13 protein-coding genes are annotated in these 15,404 nt (G+C 42.7%); all 13 read left to right on the forward strand.

From position 1 onward, the window contains the following. Positions 1 to 11 precede the first annotated feature (11 nt). Entirely contained in the window at positions 12 to 1,328 is a 1,317-nt protein-coding gene (locus ACFSQJ_RS04980; protein WP_339337211.1) for an acetate/propionate family kinase, read from the forward strand. Beyond that, a complete protein-coding gene (locus ACFSQJ_RS04985; RefSeq protein WP_339337212.1) occupies positions 1,304 to 3,694 on the forward strand; it encodes a phosphoketolase family protein in 2,391 nt (796 codons plus the stop codon). The genes ACFSQJ_RS04980 and ACFSQJ_RS04985 overlap by 25 nt, the downstream gene beginning before the upstream one ends. A gap of 53 nt (positions 3,695 to 3,747) precedes the next feature. After that, positions 3,748 to 4,722, forward strand: a complete 975-nt coding sequence (locus ACFSQJ_RS04990) for an ATP-dependent 6-phosphofructokinase (protein ID WP_339337213.1) — start codon at positions 3,748 to 3,750, stop codon at positions 4,720 to 4,722. Positions 4,723 to 4,724: 2 nt separating this feature from the next. Next, entirely contained in the window at positions 4,725 to 7,082 is a 2,358-nt protein-coding gene (locus ACFSQJ_RS04995; RefSeq protein ID WP_339337214.1) for a hypothetical protein, read from the forward strand. After that, positions 7,079 to 8,161, forward strand: a complete 1,083-nt coding sequence (locus ACFSQJ_RS05000; protein ID WP_339337215.1) for a site-2 protease family protein — start codon at positions 7,079 to 7,081, stop codon at positions 8,159 to 8,161. The genes ACFSQJ_RS04995 and ACFSQJ_RS05000 overlap by 4 nt, the downstream gene beginning before the upstream one ends. Then, positions 8,161 to 9,441: an MgtC/SapB family protein gene (locus ACFSQJ_RS05005; protein ID WP_339337216.1), complete on the forward strand. Its 1,281-nt coding sequence runs from the start codon at positions 8,161 to 8,163 to the stop codon at positions 9,439 to 9,441. The genes ACFSQJ_RS05000 and ACFSQJ_RS05005 overlap by 1 nt, the downstream gene beginning before the upstream one ends. Positions 9,442 to 9,462: 21 nt before the next feature. Further along, positions 9,463 to 10,452 (forward strand): 2-hydroxyacid dehydrogenase, encoded by a 990-nt coding sequence (locus ACFSQJ_RS05010; protein WP_272651034.1) that lies wholly within the window; start codon positions 9,463 to 9,465, stop codon positions 10,450 to 10,452. 46 nt (positions 10,453 to 10,498) lie between these two features. Beyond that, positions 10,499 to 11,272, forward strand: coding sequence for an SDR family oxidoreductase (locus ACFSQJ_RS05015; RefSeq protein WP_272651035.1), 774 nt, complete (start codon positions 10,499 to 10,501; stop codon positions 11,270 to 11,272). Between the two features lie 24 nt (positions 11,273 to 11,296). After that, positions 11,297 to 12,127 carry a universal stress protein gene (locus ACFSQJ_RS05020; RefSeq protein ID WP_377765882.1) on the forward strand — a complete coding sequence of 277 codons (831 nt, stop codon included), beginning with the start codon at positions 11,297 to 11,299 and terminating at the stop codon, positions 12,125 to 12,127. Positions 12,128 to 12,142: 15 nt separating this feature from the next. Then, positions 12,143 to 12,697 carry a potassium channel family protein gene (locus ACFSQJ_RS05025; protein WP_093978437.1) on the forward strand — a complete coding sequence of 185 codons (555 nt, stop codon included), beginning with the start codon at positions 12,143 to 12,145 and terminating at the stop codon, positions 12,695 to 12,697. Beyond that, on the forward strand, positions 12,690 to 13,529 hold the full coding sequence (locus tag ACFSQJ_RS05030; protein WP_377765883.1) for a restriction endonuclease: 840 nt from the start codon (positions 12,690 to 12,692) through the stop codon (positions 13,527 to 13,529). Before ACFSQJ_RS05025 ends, ACFSQJ_RS05030 begins: the two co-directional genes overlap by 8 nt. A gap of 40 nt (positions 13,530 to 13,569) precedes the next feature. Then, positions 13,570 to 13,824 carry a hypothetical protein gene (locus ACFSQJ_RS05035; RefSeq protein WP_093978435.1) on the forward strand — a complete coding sequence of 85 codons (255 nt, stop codon included), beginning with the start codon at positions 13,570 to 13,572 and terminating at the stop codon, positions 13,822 to 13,824. A gap of 197 nt (positions 13,825 to 14,021) precedes the next feature. Beyond that, positions 14,022 to 15,398, forward strand: coding sequence for an MBL fold metallo-hydrolase RNA specificity domain-containing protein (locus tag ACFSQJ_RS05040; protein ID WP_377765884.1), 1,377 nt, complete (start codon positions 14,022 to 14,024; stop codon positions 15,396 to 15,398). Positions 15,399 to 15,404: the final 6 nt, after the last annotated feature.

The raw sequence follows: 15,404 nt of genomic DNA on the forward strand, positions 1-15,404 counted from the left end.
AAACGAAAGAAATGGGTCAATCGGTCGAATGGGTTGAATCTTCATTACTAAAAGCCAAAAATTTTAATCTGATACAAATAATGTACCCGGAAAATTCAAACATATTTACCATAAATGGTGGTTCGTCCAGCATCAAGTTCGCCATGTACGAAATGGCCAAGACTCCTAAGCCTCTATTTTCCGGGAGCATAAACCGCATTGGATTAAAAAATACAAGCTTCAATGTTACCTACGTCAATCAGGATAAAAAAATGAGCTATGATGTATACTGTCCAGGTTTTTACGAGGCCGCCATCTTTTTGATCTCATGGCTAAAAAGGCAAAAGAGTTTTGATAGAATTAAATGTATCGGCCATCGTGTCGTCCATGGCATGGAACATTCCCGTGCCGAAGTGATAGATGCAACTTTAATTAAGGAATTAAAGCGAATAAGGGATTACGACCCGGAACATTTACCTGCTGAGATCGAAATCATTGAACTTTTTAAATATAGATGTCCGGGAGTATTACAGGTAGCCTGTTTCGATACCGCCTTTCACACAACAATGCCACGCATAGCAAAAATATTGCCTATACCAAGGCGCTTTGATCGAGCTGGAGTTCAGCGGTATGGTTTTCATGGATTATCGTATGCTTTTCTTATGGAAAAGCTAAAGGAAATAGCGGGTGCCGGTGAAGCGAACGGACGCATCATTCTGGCCCATCTTGGGAACGGGGCCAGTTTGGCGGCTTTGAAAGATGGCAAAAGTATGGATACCAGTATGGGCTTTACACCTGCAGGTGGATGTATGATGGGTACAAGGAGTGGGGATTTGGATCCGGGGGTTGCTTGGTACATGATGAACTGTGAGGGAATGAACACAAAACAGTTCAATCATTTGATCAATCATGAAGCCGGTCTTTTAGGGGTTTCGGAAACGAGTGCCGATATGCAGGATCTTCTGAAAACGGAAAGCTCAGATGTAAGGGCTGCGGAAGCGGTGGCTCTATTTTGCTACCAGTTAAAAAAATGGATCGGCTCATTTATGACCGTATTGGAAGGCCTTGATACCTTGGTTTTTTCGGGCGGCATCGGGGAGAACGCACCCATAATACGATCAAGGGTTTGTGAAGGCCTTCGTTTTGCAGGAGTTGAATTGGACAAAGACCGAAACATCCAAAATCAATCCGAAATTTCGATAGAGGGTGGCAAAGTAAAGGTATTGGTAATCCCTACCAACGAAGAGCTAATGATCGCGAAATGTACGACGGACCTCTATATGGAATCAAAAATAAAGAACAACGGTTCAAAAATAAGTAAGACATGGAAAAGCAACATAGTGAAATAGGACAAGAGGAATTATCCAACGAACATCTAGGGAGAATAGATGCCTATTGGAGGGCCACCAATTATCTTTCTGTGGGGCAGATATATTTGCGTGACAATCCGCTGATGCGGGAACCGCTGAAACCGGAACATATCAAACCTATGTTATTAGGGCATTGGGGTACTACGCCCGGCCAAAATTTCATTTACGTACATCTGAACCGTATCATCAAAAAATATGATCTGAATATGATATACGTATCAGGTCCGGGTCATGGCGGACCGGCACTTGTTGGCAGTACCTACCTTGAAGGAACATATAGTGAAGTGTATCCTCACATAAGTCAGGATGAAGAAGGATTAAAAAAACTGTTTACACAGTTTTCCTTTCCGGGCGGAATCCCTAGCCATGTCTCCCCCGAATGTCCTGGTTCCATACACGAAGGCGGTGAACTGGGCTATTCCCTGAGCCATGCATTCGGTGCGGCCTTTGACAATCCCGATCTCATCGTGTCCTGTGTAGTGGGTGACGGGGAAGCGGAAACCGGTCCGTTGGCTACGGCATGGCACTCCAACAAATTCCTAAATCCGGTGACCGACGGTGTGGTGCTTCCGATTTTACATCTCAATGGGTATAAGATTGCCAACCCCACTATCTTGGCCCGTATCGGGAATGAAGAACTGGAACAACTTTTTTCTGGGTATGGATGGAAACCCTATTGGATCGAAGGGGAAGACCCAATGGCCATGCACCAAAAAATGGCGCAGCTATTGGATCAGGTAGTCAAGGAAATTAAAGCGATAAAGGAGAATGCCGCCCAGGATGACAATTCGGAACGTCCTCGTTGGCCCATGATCATTCTCAAGTCCCCCAAAGGGTGGACGGGACCCAAGTTTGTGGACGGCCTACCGGTGGAAAATCATTTCAGATCGCATCAGGTACCCTTATCGGATGTGGCAAATAATCCAAAGCACCTAAAGCAGTTGGAAGATTGGTTTAAAAGCTACAGACCTGAAGCGCTTTTTGATGAACAGGGACGATTTTTATCAGAATTGGCCGACCTGGCACCTAAAGGCGAACGGCGAATGGGGGCTAATCCGCATGCCAACGGAGGAATTTTATTAAAGGATTTACATATGCCCGACTTTAGGAATTATGCATTGGATGTTTCGGAACGGGGAAAAATGGGAAATGGCGACACCCGCGTTCTAGGCGAATTTGCCAGGGATATCATAAAATTGAACGAAGCACAACGAAACTTTAGGATTTTCGGCCCCGACGAAACGCTTTCCAATCGTTTAAATTCAGTTTTCGAGGCTACTGATCGCCAATGGGAAGCCGAAACCATGGCTACCGATGAACTCCTCAAAAAAGACGGGCGCGTGGTGGAAATGTTGAGCGAGCACCAATGCGAGGGCTGGCTAGAAGGGTATCTCTTAACCGGACGACATGGTCTGTTCAATTGTTACGAGGCGTTCATCCATATTATCGATTCCATGTTCAACCAACACGCCAAGTGGCTAAAAGTAACCTCAGAGCTACCTTGGCGCAGAAAGATCGCCTCCCTGAACATACTTTTGGCGTCCCATGTATGGCGACAGGACCACAATGGGTTCACCCACCAAGATCCTGGCTTTATTGATCATGTGGTCAATAAAAAAGCCGAAATAGTCCGTGTTTATTTGCCGCCCGATGCCAATTGTCTTCTATCCGTCATGGACCATTGTTTTCGAAGCAAGCATTATGTAAATGTTGTCGTCGCCGGTAAACATCCCGCACCGCAATGGCTCCCTATGGAGGAGGCGGTCATACATTGTGCCAAAGGCATCGGTATCTGGGCATGGGCCAGTAATGATATAGATGCGGAACCCGATGTCGTTATGGCCTGCGCAGGCGACGTGCCTACCCTTGAAACCTTGGCGGCCGTATCCATACTTCGCGAAAAATTACCAAATCTGAAAATACGGGTCGTAAACGTGGTCGATCTGATGAAGCTCCAGACCGAGACGGCACATCCACATGGATTAAAGGATGCCGATTTTGATATGTTGTTCACTAAAGACAAGCCTGTCATTTTCGCTTTTCATGGCTATCCATGGCTTATACATAGATTGACCTACAATCGTACGAACCATTCCAATTTTCACGTAAGGGGCTATAAGGAAGAAGGCACTATAACTACCGCTTTTGATATGACGGTATTGAACGATATAGATCGATTTCATTTGGTACAGGATGTTTTGGACAGGTTGCCGAACCTCGGCGACGAAGTGGCATACCTGAAACAGGAAATGCAAGACAAACTGATCGAACACAAGTACTACATCCGTAAAAATGGGCTGGATATGCCCGAGGTCAGGGATTGGAAGTGGAACGGGCAAGCCTAAAGTGATAGCAAAGCTCGACTATCGAGTAAATAATAGTTTAAAAAAAAAGGAAAATGGATAATAGTAAAATTAAACATATCGGGGTATTCACTTCAGGGGGCGATTCTCCGGGAATGAACGCTGCACTATACGGAACAGTAAAGGTAGCTGAGCAACATGGCATTAGGGCAAGCGGCATCCTAAAGGGGTACGAAGGCATGATAGATGGGCATTTTATCCCTTTGGAAAGCCAACAGCTACAAAAAACGGTACACCGTGGTGGTACGGTATTGAAAACCGCCAGAAGCGAGCGCTTTATGGCCGTGGAAGGAAGGCAACTTGCCTTTAAAAACCTTCAGGACAATGATATCGATGCTGTGGTAGCCATTGGTGGCGACGGTACTTTTAAGGGCCTGCTTGCTTTTTCAGAAATTTGTGACATCCCATTCATAGGTATTCCCGGGACCATAGATAACGATATTTCCGGCACCGATTACACCCTTGGTTTTGATTCCGCGGTCAACACAGCCATTGAAAATATCGATAAAATTAAAGATACTGCCGAATCTCACAATCGGGTATTTATTGTGGAAGTAATGGGCCGGGATAGCGGCTATATTGCCATTCATTCCGGATTGGGCGTTGGTGCTGATGCCATATTGATACCCGAGAGCGGTGAAGATTTTCTCCAGTTGCTTAAAAAAGTCAAGGACTATAAAAGTGAAGATGGGTTTATCGTAGTGGTTTCGGAAGGAGATGAATTGGGAGCAGGACTCGTGGCGTCAAAGATCAAGGAAATCAATTCAAAAGTGGACCTGCGGATTACAAAACTTGGTCATGTGCAACGGGGAGGTAGCCCTTCGTCCCTAGACAGAATGTTGGGAATCAGACTTGGATCGGCCGCAGTGAGGGCACTTTTGCTGGGCAGAAGAAATGCAATGGTCGGGGTTTTGGACAATCAATTGAGCCTTACCCCCTTTGAGCAGGTGGTAAAACAACACCAAGTGAACGATGAGTTACAAGAACTTTTAAAAATATTCGGTACTTAAAAATGAAAAAATCCTTACCCGACATATTGATCATCTTCCTGCTGACCGCGGCGACCATTATCTTTGAGATCAGTCTCTCACGATTGTTCTCCTACCTTCTCAGTTTTCATTTCGTGCTCATTATCATTGCCTTTTCCATATTGGGATTGGGAATCGGCCAGATAAGCTATGCCAAGTTCTACAATAGAATGGACAAGGCATTGGGTTTTTGGGCCGCCTTACCTGCGATTGCCATGTTCTTGGGTTTTTCCCTATTGCTCGCACTATCAAAAATCAGTGGTTCGTCCTTTAATGATTTGGGCCTGCTTGCTTTTATTGTCTTCTCTATCGTTCCTTTTATAGCCATCGGGGTTGTCTATACCTTTATATTCGAAAGGAATAAACGGCATGCATCTACCTTTTATGCTATAGATCTTATTGGAGCGGCCGGGGGGGCACTGGTATCGGTATATCTGCTCAATACGTTCAGCTTAGTCTTTGTGGTGGCAATAGCCATAGCACTTTTGCTGGTCGTTTGGGCTATACACGCATTCGCAAGCAAAAATCGCTATTCAATGGCATTGTCCCTTTTATCGGTGGCCATTATCATTTTGATGGGGCTTGGAAAGGATGCCCTCGACATCGATATCCCCATTTCAAAAGACCCCTCGAAGGATATGTATCGTCTAATGAACAATCCTGCCCTACAAAGTGAAAAACTGGAAAGTCGTTGGAGCGCTTTTGGCAAGACCGATCTGGTGCAATTTACTTATCCCGACAGTACCGTATCAAAAACCATGTTCATCGATGGGGCCGCGGGGACCGAGGTGGTGAACATTGACGAGTTGGCAAAGGACAACATAAAAATAAGAAAGGCACTATCGGGATTCCCGGCCGTATTTGCCATGAATTTTGTCAATGAAAACGATAAGGATTCAGTCCTTATAATCGGACCAGGTGGAGGGATCGACATTGCAGCGGCATATTTTTCGGGCTACAGCTATGTTGATGCCGTCGAGGTCAATCCCTCTTTTGTGCAGCTCATGGAAAAATACAATCCCGCTACATTCCTTGAAAAGGAGAATATAAAGGTAGAGGTAAACGAGGGCAGGAATTTTGTGATCAAGAACAAGGGAAAATATGATGCCATACTATTGACCATTCCCGTAACCAAGGGTTCCCGGGGCACCGACTTTTATGGGCTTACGGAAAATTACCTGTTTACTATGGAAGCTTTGGCCGATTACTTAGAGGGCCTGACGGAAAACGGAGCTATCTATTTTACAATGCACGGCAGGCAGGAAGTATATAAAATGTTGGCCAACTATATGGAACTCCAAGATCGGATGGGGATCGGCCAAAAGGAGGCACTCAAAAAGGTCTATATCTTCTCAAATGGGATGAATCCCGTACTGGTCATTAAAAAGACTCCTTTTGAACAGGAAATAATCGAGGAGGTCCATCGTATCGCACATTATTTGGAACTGGACCAAGATGCGTTTTACTTTCCATACATAAAACAAGAGGGTTTGGATACTATCGTCCGGAACGTAAATTATCAATGGTTTATGTTCGACGACCTGATCTATGATATTTCCTCCGGAACCTATCCCCATGATGAACTTTGGAAAACGGCATCCATAAACCTAAGACCGGTCAGCGATGATTCGCCTTATTTCTTTAATTATAACAACGGTATACCCGATGCCATGGCAACGCCCCTATGGCTGGGTATATTCATCATTGGGTGGTTTCTGTTCAATCATGTAAACAAATGGAAATCTGTTTCCTTTTATGAAGACACCGCTGTAACCGCTCAAAAAAAGTTCCGTGTCTTGGCCCTATTGGTCTTTTTATTAGGGTTTTCGTACATTCTCATACAAGGTTACCTGTTCCAGGTACTCAATTTAAAACTGTCGAGCCCGTCGCAGTCATTTTCATTGTTGCTTTTTACATTTCTATTGGGCAATGGTATGGGCAGCTTAATGACGAGGGCGTTCAAAAAAAACCTTCCCCAAAAACTGACGGTGTATGCGGCATTGATTATTATAGCATGTTTGGTCACAGTGTATGTACTGCTCCCTATGTGGTACGAACGGTTATCAGAATTTTGGGTGGCTATTCTTTTACTATTTCCATCCTTTTTCGTAGGAGTTCCCTTTCCCCTGTTGTTAAGAATAGCCACCTCATTTAAAGAGAAGCAGATAATTTCCTATTTATTGGGTATATCCAGCGTGGCAGGGGTCGCGGCCTCTATTTTTGCCATTGTCATCTCTATCCTATACGGTTACAGCTACGTATTCCTGCTTGGACTCTTGGGGTATGCGGTATTGATAGTAATGGCATATCGATTAAAAAAAACCGAAATCGTACAACTATGAAAAAATGGTCGTTATTTATAGGAAGCTACTCCGGCATCAAGGTATTTATCCATTGGACCTTTTGGATCATCATTGGATGGATTTTCATGATGCACTTTCAAATGGGACATGGCTGGGCGGAAGGCATAAAAGGGGCTCTGTTCATTCTCGTTCTGTTCGCCTGTGTGGTGCTGCACGAGTTTGGTCATGCCCTGATGGCAAAAAGATATGGGATTCCTACACGCGATATTACACTCTATCCCATTGGTGGCGTGGCCAGTCTCGATAAAATGCCCGACAAACCTGCAAAAGAACTGGCCGTGGCCCTGGCCGGTCCAGCGGTAAACTTCGTCATTGCCGGAGTTCTCTATATCTTTCTGTACGTTAACGACCAATTGTTGCCTATCTCGGAAATAGACCATATGAGCGGCGACAATTTCTGGTTCAATATCATGGCCGCCAATGTGATCTTGGCCGTTTTTAATTTGATACCTGCCTTTCCGATGGATGGTGGAAGGGTATTGCGGGCATTATTGGCATTCAATATGGGCAAATTGAAAGCGACCACAATCGCCGCGCGGGTGGGGCAGTTTCTTGCGATAGTATTTGTATTTCTGGGATTCTTTTCCAATTTCTGGTTGGTCTTTATTGGTCTGTTCATCTATCTGGGGGCCGGGGCCGAGGAAGTCCTGGAAAGCACCAAATCAGCACTCACCGGATATACGGCCAAGGATGTTCTGATTCGGCAATATACCCGTTTGTTTCCCGAGGAAACCTTGGAAAAGGCCGTACAGTTATTACGGAATACCCAGGAACAAGGATTTGTAGTTGTAGAAAACGATCAGGTACAGGGTGTCTTGACACGAAAAGAGCTAATCAAGGGATTATCGGCATATGGAAATACCTCTCCGGTATCCAAAATAATGCGGAAAGATTTCGTCGTTATTGTCCCGGACATGCCTTTACAGCAAGTATATGAAAAGCTCATGACCGACAATGCCCAACTTGCCCCCGTCCTAGAGGGAGGGCATCTTATAGGCATTGTGGATGCCACAGGCATTAACGAAATGGTAGTAATAACAAAGGGAATCAAAAGATAATGCAAGCACATCAAAACATCAACGAGTTGTTAAGCCCCTATATTTTGGGTGTGCTCCTCAGTACCGGAATAGGACTTATCCTAGGCTTGGAGCGGGAATATGACAAACTAAAGGACGAACAGGGGTTTGCCGGTATCCGAACCTTCCCGATAGTTACCGTTATCGGGTTCATATTGGGTAGTTTGAACGAGATGTATACCCCATGGTTGGTAATTATAGGTTTAGCCACTATTATCCTGTTCTTCGGCATCAGTCATTTATCCATTGTCCAAAAACATTCGATGACCGGTATAACCACCAATTTAGCGCTAATCACCACTTTTATCCTTGGCATCATGGTTTCGGCCCATCTTTATAAGGAAGCCATTGCCACAGCGGTTATTGTAGTAACGCTGCTATCACTTAAGACGACCTTTCGTTCGTTCATTAAAAACATTACCCCTGCAGAACTGTTCGCTTTTATCAAGTTTTCAATCATTGCCTTGTTGATACTGCCTTTTCTACCCGATAAAGATTACGGTCCCGAAGGCCTGTTGAATCCTTTTGAAATCGGTGCCATCATAGTAATCGTTTCGTTTCTGAACTTTATCGGTTATTTTCTGGTAAAATATGTAGGGTCAAAAAAGGGAATCCTATTGACCGCTGTACTAGGTGGTCTGATATCGAGTACTGCCGTAGCCTGGATATATGCTTCGAGAAGCAAGGAATCCCCTGAACTTTCTAAAAAATACGCTTCGGGTATCATCATCGCCTCGGCCATTATGTTTCCTAGGCTAGCCGTATTGGCCTATATTTTTAATAGTGCCATCCTGGGATATTTGGCGATACCCTTTGGCCTACTTACGCTAGTTTGTTTGGCGGCTTCCCTATTGTTGATCAGAAAGGATACCGATCAGCCCAACACCGATATAAATTTAGGCAACCCGCTCAACATATGGAATGCGATAGGGTTCGGCGGTATTTATGTAGCGATCTTGTTCGCTGTTTTTTATGGGAATAAATTTTTTGGTGAAAGCGGGCTGTATTATTCAGCTTTGATAGCGGGTTTAGCCGATACCGATGCCATTACCATTAGCATGGCAAAATTTGCCTTGTTGGAAGATAAACTTATTCTTGCGGCCAATGTCATCATAACCGCGACCCTAAGTAATATGGCCGTGAAATTAGGGATTGTCTTTTTTAAAGGCTCCAGAAAAACAGGAAACCTTGTTGGATATTCTTTTGGGTCGGTAGTACTTCTGGGAATCCTTTATATTTTGCTTAACGCATGGATAAATTGATAAATTGAGAGATAAAAGAATATGAAAACAACGGTATTTAGTGCACATAAATTTGAAGAAGCCCATTTAGTATCCGCAAACAATGGCAAGCATGAATTAAAACTACTTGAGCTGCGATTAACTGAAAACACGGCATCCTTGGCAGAGGGGGCCGAGGCTATCAGTCTGTTTACAAGTGATGATGCCTCGGAGAAAGTACTTGAAAAGTTAAGTGCCCTGGGGGTAAAATACATCGCGCTTCGTACGGCAGGTTACAATAACGTAGCCAGGGAAAAAGCGAAAGAATTGGGCATCAAAGTTTCCCGAGTTCCAGCCTACTCCCCCTATGCCATAGCCGAACATACAGTTGCCCTGATATTGGCCTTGAACAGAAAACTGATTAGGGCGCACAATAGGGTACGGGACATGAATTTCTCCTTAAATGGTCTCACTGGTTTTGATCTAAACGGAAAGACGGTTGGCATCATCGGTACCGGTAAAATCGGAGCAATCCTTGTTAAAATCCTTCACGGGTTTGGATGTAAGATACTGGCCCATGACACTTCTGAGGATGTAGGTCTTATAGAAAAGTACGGCGTTCGCTATACCGATTGCGAAACGCTATGTGCCGAATCGGATATCATTAGCCTACATGTTCCCTTGACTTCTGGAACTAAGCATTTAATTGACACGAATCAAATTGGAATGATGAAAAAAGGGGTCATGCTGATCAACACAAGCAGAGGGGGCTTGGTGGATACCAAGGCGGTCATCGAAGGTCTAAAAACAGGTAAAATCGGTTATTTCGGGATGGACGTGTATGAAGAAGAGGAAGGGCTTTTCTTTGAGGACCGTTCGGACGAAATACTACAAGACGATGTCATTGCGCGTTTGATGACCTTCAACAATGTTTTGATAACCAGCCATCAGGCTTTTCTGACCGATACGGCGTTGACAAATATTGCCGAGACCACAATATACAATTTGGATTGTTTTGAGAAAGGAAAAAATTCTGAAAATGAAGTCTCTTAATTGAGAAAAACAAAATATGAATACAATAATTATATAAACTTAAGATATGGATCGAGTAAAAAATAAGGTGGCTATTGTCACAGGAGGTGCCTCCGGCCTAGGAAAATCAAGTGCTATTTTGTTGGCGCGGGAAGGAGCAAAAATAGTTGTAACCGATATCGATGAAGAAAATGGAAATCAGGTAGTTCAACAAATAAAGTATAATGGCGGTGAGGCCATATACATTGAACAAGATGTATCCAAAGAAAATCAATGGGAAATGGTCATCGAAACTACGCTCAAAAAATTTGGAAAGCTACATGTTGTAGCTAATGCCGCAGGTATAGGACTCGGTGGAACGGTAGAAGAAGTTAGTCTTGAAGATTGGAAAAATCTTTTGGATATAAACCTCAACGGCACCTTCTTAGGTACCCAATATGGCATCAAGGGGATGAAAGAGACCGGAGAGGGCGGCTCAATCATTAATTTCTCGTCTATCGAAGGACTTATTGGTGATCCCAATCTACCGGCATACAACGCGAGTAAAGGCGGTGTTACCATATTTACCAAATCTGCAGCGCTCCATTGCGCAAAACAAGGTTACAAGATTCGGGTCAATTCTATTCATCCAGCTTATATCTGGACACCGATGGTAGAAAATTTTCTGAAATCCCAAGGTGATGTGGAAGAAGGCAAAAAACAATTGGAAAGTTTACACCCCGTCGGACATTTGGGAGAACCCGATGACATAGGTTATGGCGTAGTGTATCTGGCCTCTGACGAATCTAAATTCATGACCGGCTCCGAATTGGTTATCGATGGAGGTTATACCGCACAATAAATGTTACACCAAAAATTAGAAAGAATGAGAAATATACTAGTACCAACAGATTTTTCCGAAAACTGCAATAAAGCTGCCAATGTCGGAATAGCGATGGCCAAACTCTATAATGCGGAAGTCCATTTCTATCATTTGATACATACCCCTGTGGACTGGGTTAAATTGGATAAGCTAAAGGAAAAAAGATATCCCGAAACCCTTAGAAAAATCGGGGCTGCGAAATCCGCATTGAGGGAATTGGAAAAAAGGGCGGAAAAGGAAGGTTTAGAATGTCGGACCTTTTTGGAATATCAGGTGGAGACTACTAAAGTTCTCAAACATTCCGGTCATTTTCACCATGATTTTATCATCACGGGGAGCAGTGGAACCAAAGGGGCGGTTAGGGAATTATTTGGCAGCAACGTTGAACAAATAGTACGAAAATCGGATGTTCCGGTAATCGTGGTCAAAGAGGAAGAGGTTTCCTTTCCATTTAAAAATATTGTTTTTGTTTCAGACTTTGACGAGGATATAAGTGAAGCTTTTAAGCATGTAATCTCCATAGCAAAAAAATGCAATGCACATACCCGTCTTTTGCGCGTCAATACAAAAACGGATACCAATAGCATTGAAGCGGGACTAAATCCCATCAAAACATTTGTTGATAAGTTCCCAGAGCTGAAAAATTATTCAATGTACGTCAATAATGAACCTTCAGTAGAAACTGGTATCAATACTTTCTTAACCTATGAACCGGCTGATTTAATTGCAATGTGCACGCATGGAAATACCGGCTTTTTAAGTTTGTTTTCCAAAAGTATTGCAGAGGGCGTAGCCAATCATTCCACACTTCCGGTTATGACGATTAAAATTTAAATAAATCATATTAAGATGTCGGGAAGCTTAAATCAAATACGAGAAAAACCCTTTTACAAATTATTGTTGGGAAGAACGACCTTGCCCCTTGTTACCATTTTGGGCATTGGAACCTTATATGCTGTTTTAATGTCTATGGTAGATCATAAATCGTTGCCATTCCACATTATCATTGTTACAGCTGCATTGGGCAAGACCATCGTGATTACGATGACCACTTTAAAACGGTTATCAAAATTGATAAAAATCTGTCATTCATTGGAGCGATTGCTATGGGTTTTTGGTTTGATAATCATCATAAGTGTTTTTTCTTTTGCGACTGATTATGCCTGCCTTTTTCAATTCAACAATTCAACATTTGTAGGTGTACCCGATTATTCAAATTCGTACTTGTACAATTTGTACCACTTTTTCTACTTCAGTGTAATAACTTTTTCAACGGTAGGCTACGGCGATATAATTCCAACATCCGATGTAGCCAGGTTCGTTGTTATGCTCGAAATATTCTTAAGTTTTTTCTTGATCGTCTTCGCCTTGGCCAATATTAAAAAAATACACATCAATGGATAAGATATACATTATAAAGGCTAGCGGCGAGAAAGCACTTTTTGAGATAGAAAAAGTGATAAATTCATTAGAACGGGCGGGTGCCGATAAATTGTTGATCAAAAAGATAGTTCAAGATATTAACAAGGAGGTTCACGACGGAATGACTACCAAAAAGATATATCAAATGGCCTTTAACTTATTAAAGAGAAAATCTAGGGCTAGCGCTTCAAAATACAAGCTCAAAAAAGCCCTTATGGAGTTAGGGCCTTCGGGCTATCCATTTGAAAAATTTGTAGGCAAGGTGTTTGACCATGAAGGTTTTGACACAAGAGTCGGGGTAATCGTACAAGGCAACTGTGTACAGCATGAAGTGGATGTGATTGCCCAGAAAGATCATAAACATTATATGATCGAATGTAAATACCATAGCGATCAAGGCCGATTTTGCAATGTAAAGATTCCGCTCTACATCCAATCTAGATTTTTGGATGTACAAAAGCAATGGGAAAAACAACAAGGCCATAAAACCAAATTCCATCAAGGTGGTGTTTGTACCAATACCCGCTTTACTAGTGATGCCATCCAATATGGTACCTGTGCAGGTTTGATGCTGACGAGTTGGGATTATCCTAAAGGGCACGGTCTAAAGGAACGAATAGACAGACTTGGACTACATCCTTTAACCTCTTTGACCACATTGACTAAAGCTGAAAAATCCAAATTATTGGATAAAGGCATTGTGCTCTGCAAGGAAATTAACGAAAACCCATCACTATTGGAGCAAATAGGTATCCCTAAACAAAGACAAAAAAACATTCTCAAAGATTCGGAAGAATTATGTACAGCACATTAAAATAATAAAATAAACATTCAGTAATCCTAAAACTATACAGATGAAAACAAAAGAATTACAAAAACAGAAGAGCATAGAGTTAGAGCCATTTTACCAAGCAATGGAAGACGAGCCAATGTTGCTGGAAGAAGCCTTTGAAATACTATTGGAAATGGTCAACTCAGAACCTAAATCCGCTAAGAAACTAGCCCTTTTGATTAAAGAGGACTTTCACGATTTGTATAAGGAAATAGAAACGTTATGCAAATCGAACCAAGACAAAGGAAACACACCTTCCTGCTGTGGAGGACTCTAGTAATAGGTAAATTAAAGACCTCAACAACTTGAAGTACCCATTCAACAGGTCTATATCCGTGCTAAGGTGCGAGGTAGTGAATTAGGTGATGATTAAAATTGGTAATAATACAATATGACGTTGGGTTTGCAGACAAGCGGTAAAAGGAATTTAGAGATTTGCCAAAATTGTGCAGCCGGCATTAACGAATAATAGTAATGGAAACAAATACAATAAAAATTCATTTTTTAGGAGCGGCTGGAACCGTTACCGGCTCCAAATATCTTTTGGATACTGGGGATAGAAAAATACTTGTGGATTGCGGTCTATTTCAGGGGCTCAAGGAACTACGCTTAAAAAATTGGGAATACCCACCTGTGAACGTCAACGACATTGATGTGATATTGCTTACCCATGGCCACATGGACCATACGGGCTATCTTCCAAGGTTGGTAAAACAAGGTTTCAAAGGGCCAATTTATGGCACCTACCCCACTTTGGACATCGCCAAGATTATATTGAACGATAGTGCAAAAATACAGGAACAGGAAGCCCAACGAGCCAATAAGGAAGGGTATTCAAAGCACAGTCCTGCTGAACCGCTTTACGATTTAAAAGATGTAGAACAAACCATCCCACATTTTAAAGCAATTCCCCAATCCCAATGGATTCCATTGTTTGATGGTATCAAAGCTCGATTTCAATATAATGGGCATATTCTTGGTGCAACTTTCATTGAATTGGATGTACATGGAAAACGCTTTGTCTTTTCTGGAGACATTGGCAGAACAAACGATTTGCTGTTATATCCACCCTTAAAACCAAAAAAAGCAGATGTCCTTTTCATGGAATCAACCTATGGTGGCAGATTTCATCCTGAAGAAGCAGAAGCCATTCCGCAAATAGAAAAATTGGTTAATGAAACTATTGACAAAGGAGGCAGTTTATTTATTCCAAGTTTTTCGGTAGAACGTGCCCAATTGATGATGCTTATTTTCTGGAGGTTACTCAAAGAGAACAAAATTCCCAAAGTACAAATGATTATGGACAGCCCAATGGGTGCCAACGTATTGGAACTGTTTCATAGAACGCGTGATTGGCACAGATTGGAAGACAACGAATGTGACGAAATGTGCTCACACTTTACAGTTGTTAGCAGTTATCGTGAAACAATGGAATTAAGAACAGATAACAAACCAAAAATCGTGATTGCAGGAAGCGGAATGCTCACAGGAGGAAGAATGCTAAACTATCTTGAAACACAGGCACAGAACCCAAATAACACCTTGCTTTTTGTAGGCTATCAAGCTGAAGGCACTCGTGGAAGAAAATTATTGGAAGGAGAAAAAGAATTAAAAGTGTACGGAAAGACCGTATCCTTCAAAATGCAATTGGCCGAGATAGAGGGGCTTTCGGCCCATGCAGACCATGCCGAACTGCTGGATTGGTTGAGCGATATAGAAGAAAGACCGGAACGGATATTCATAATCCACGGAGAAAAGGAAGGAGCGGAAGCCTTAAAAAAGGGAATTAAGGAAACCTATGGTTGGGAGAGTGAAATTCCCCAACTCTATGGTATCGAAGAGATAAAATAGGTAAGA

The organism is Croceitalea marina (genome assembly GCF_042684265.1).
Lineage (GTDB): Bacteria > Bacteroidota > Bacteroidia > Flavobacteriales > Flavobacteriaceae > Croceitalea > Croceitalea marina.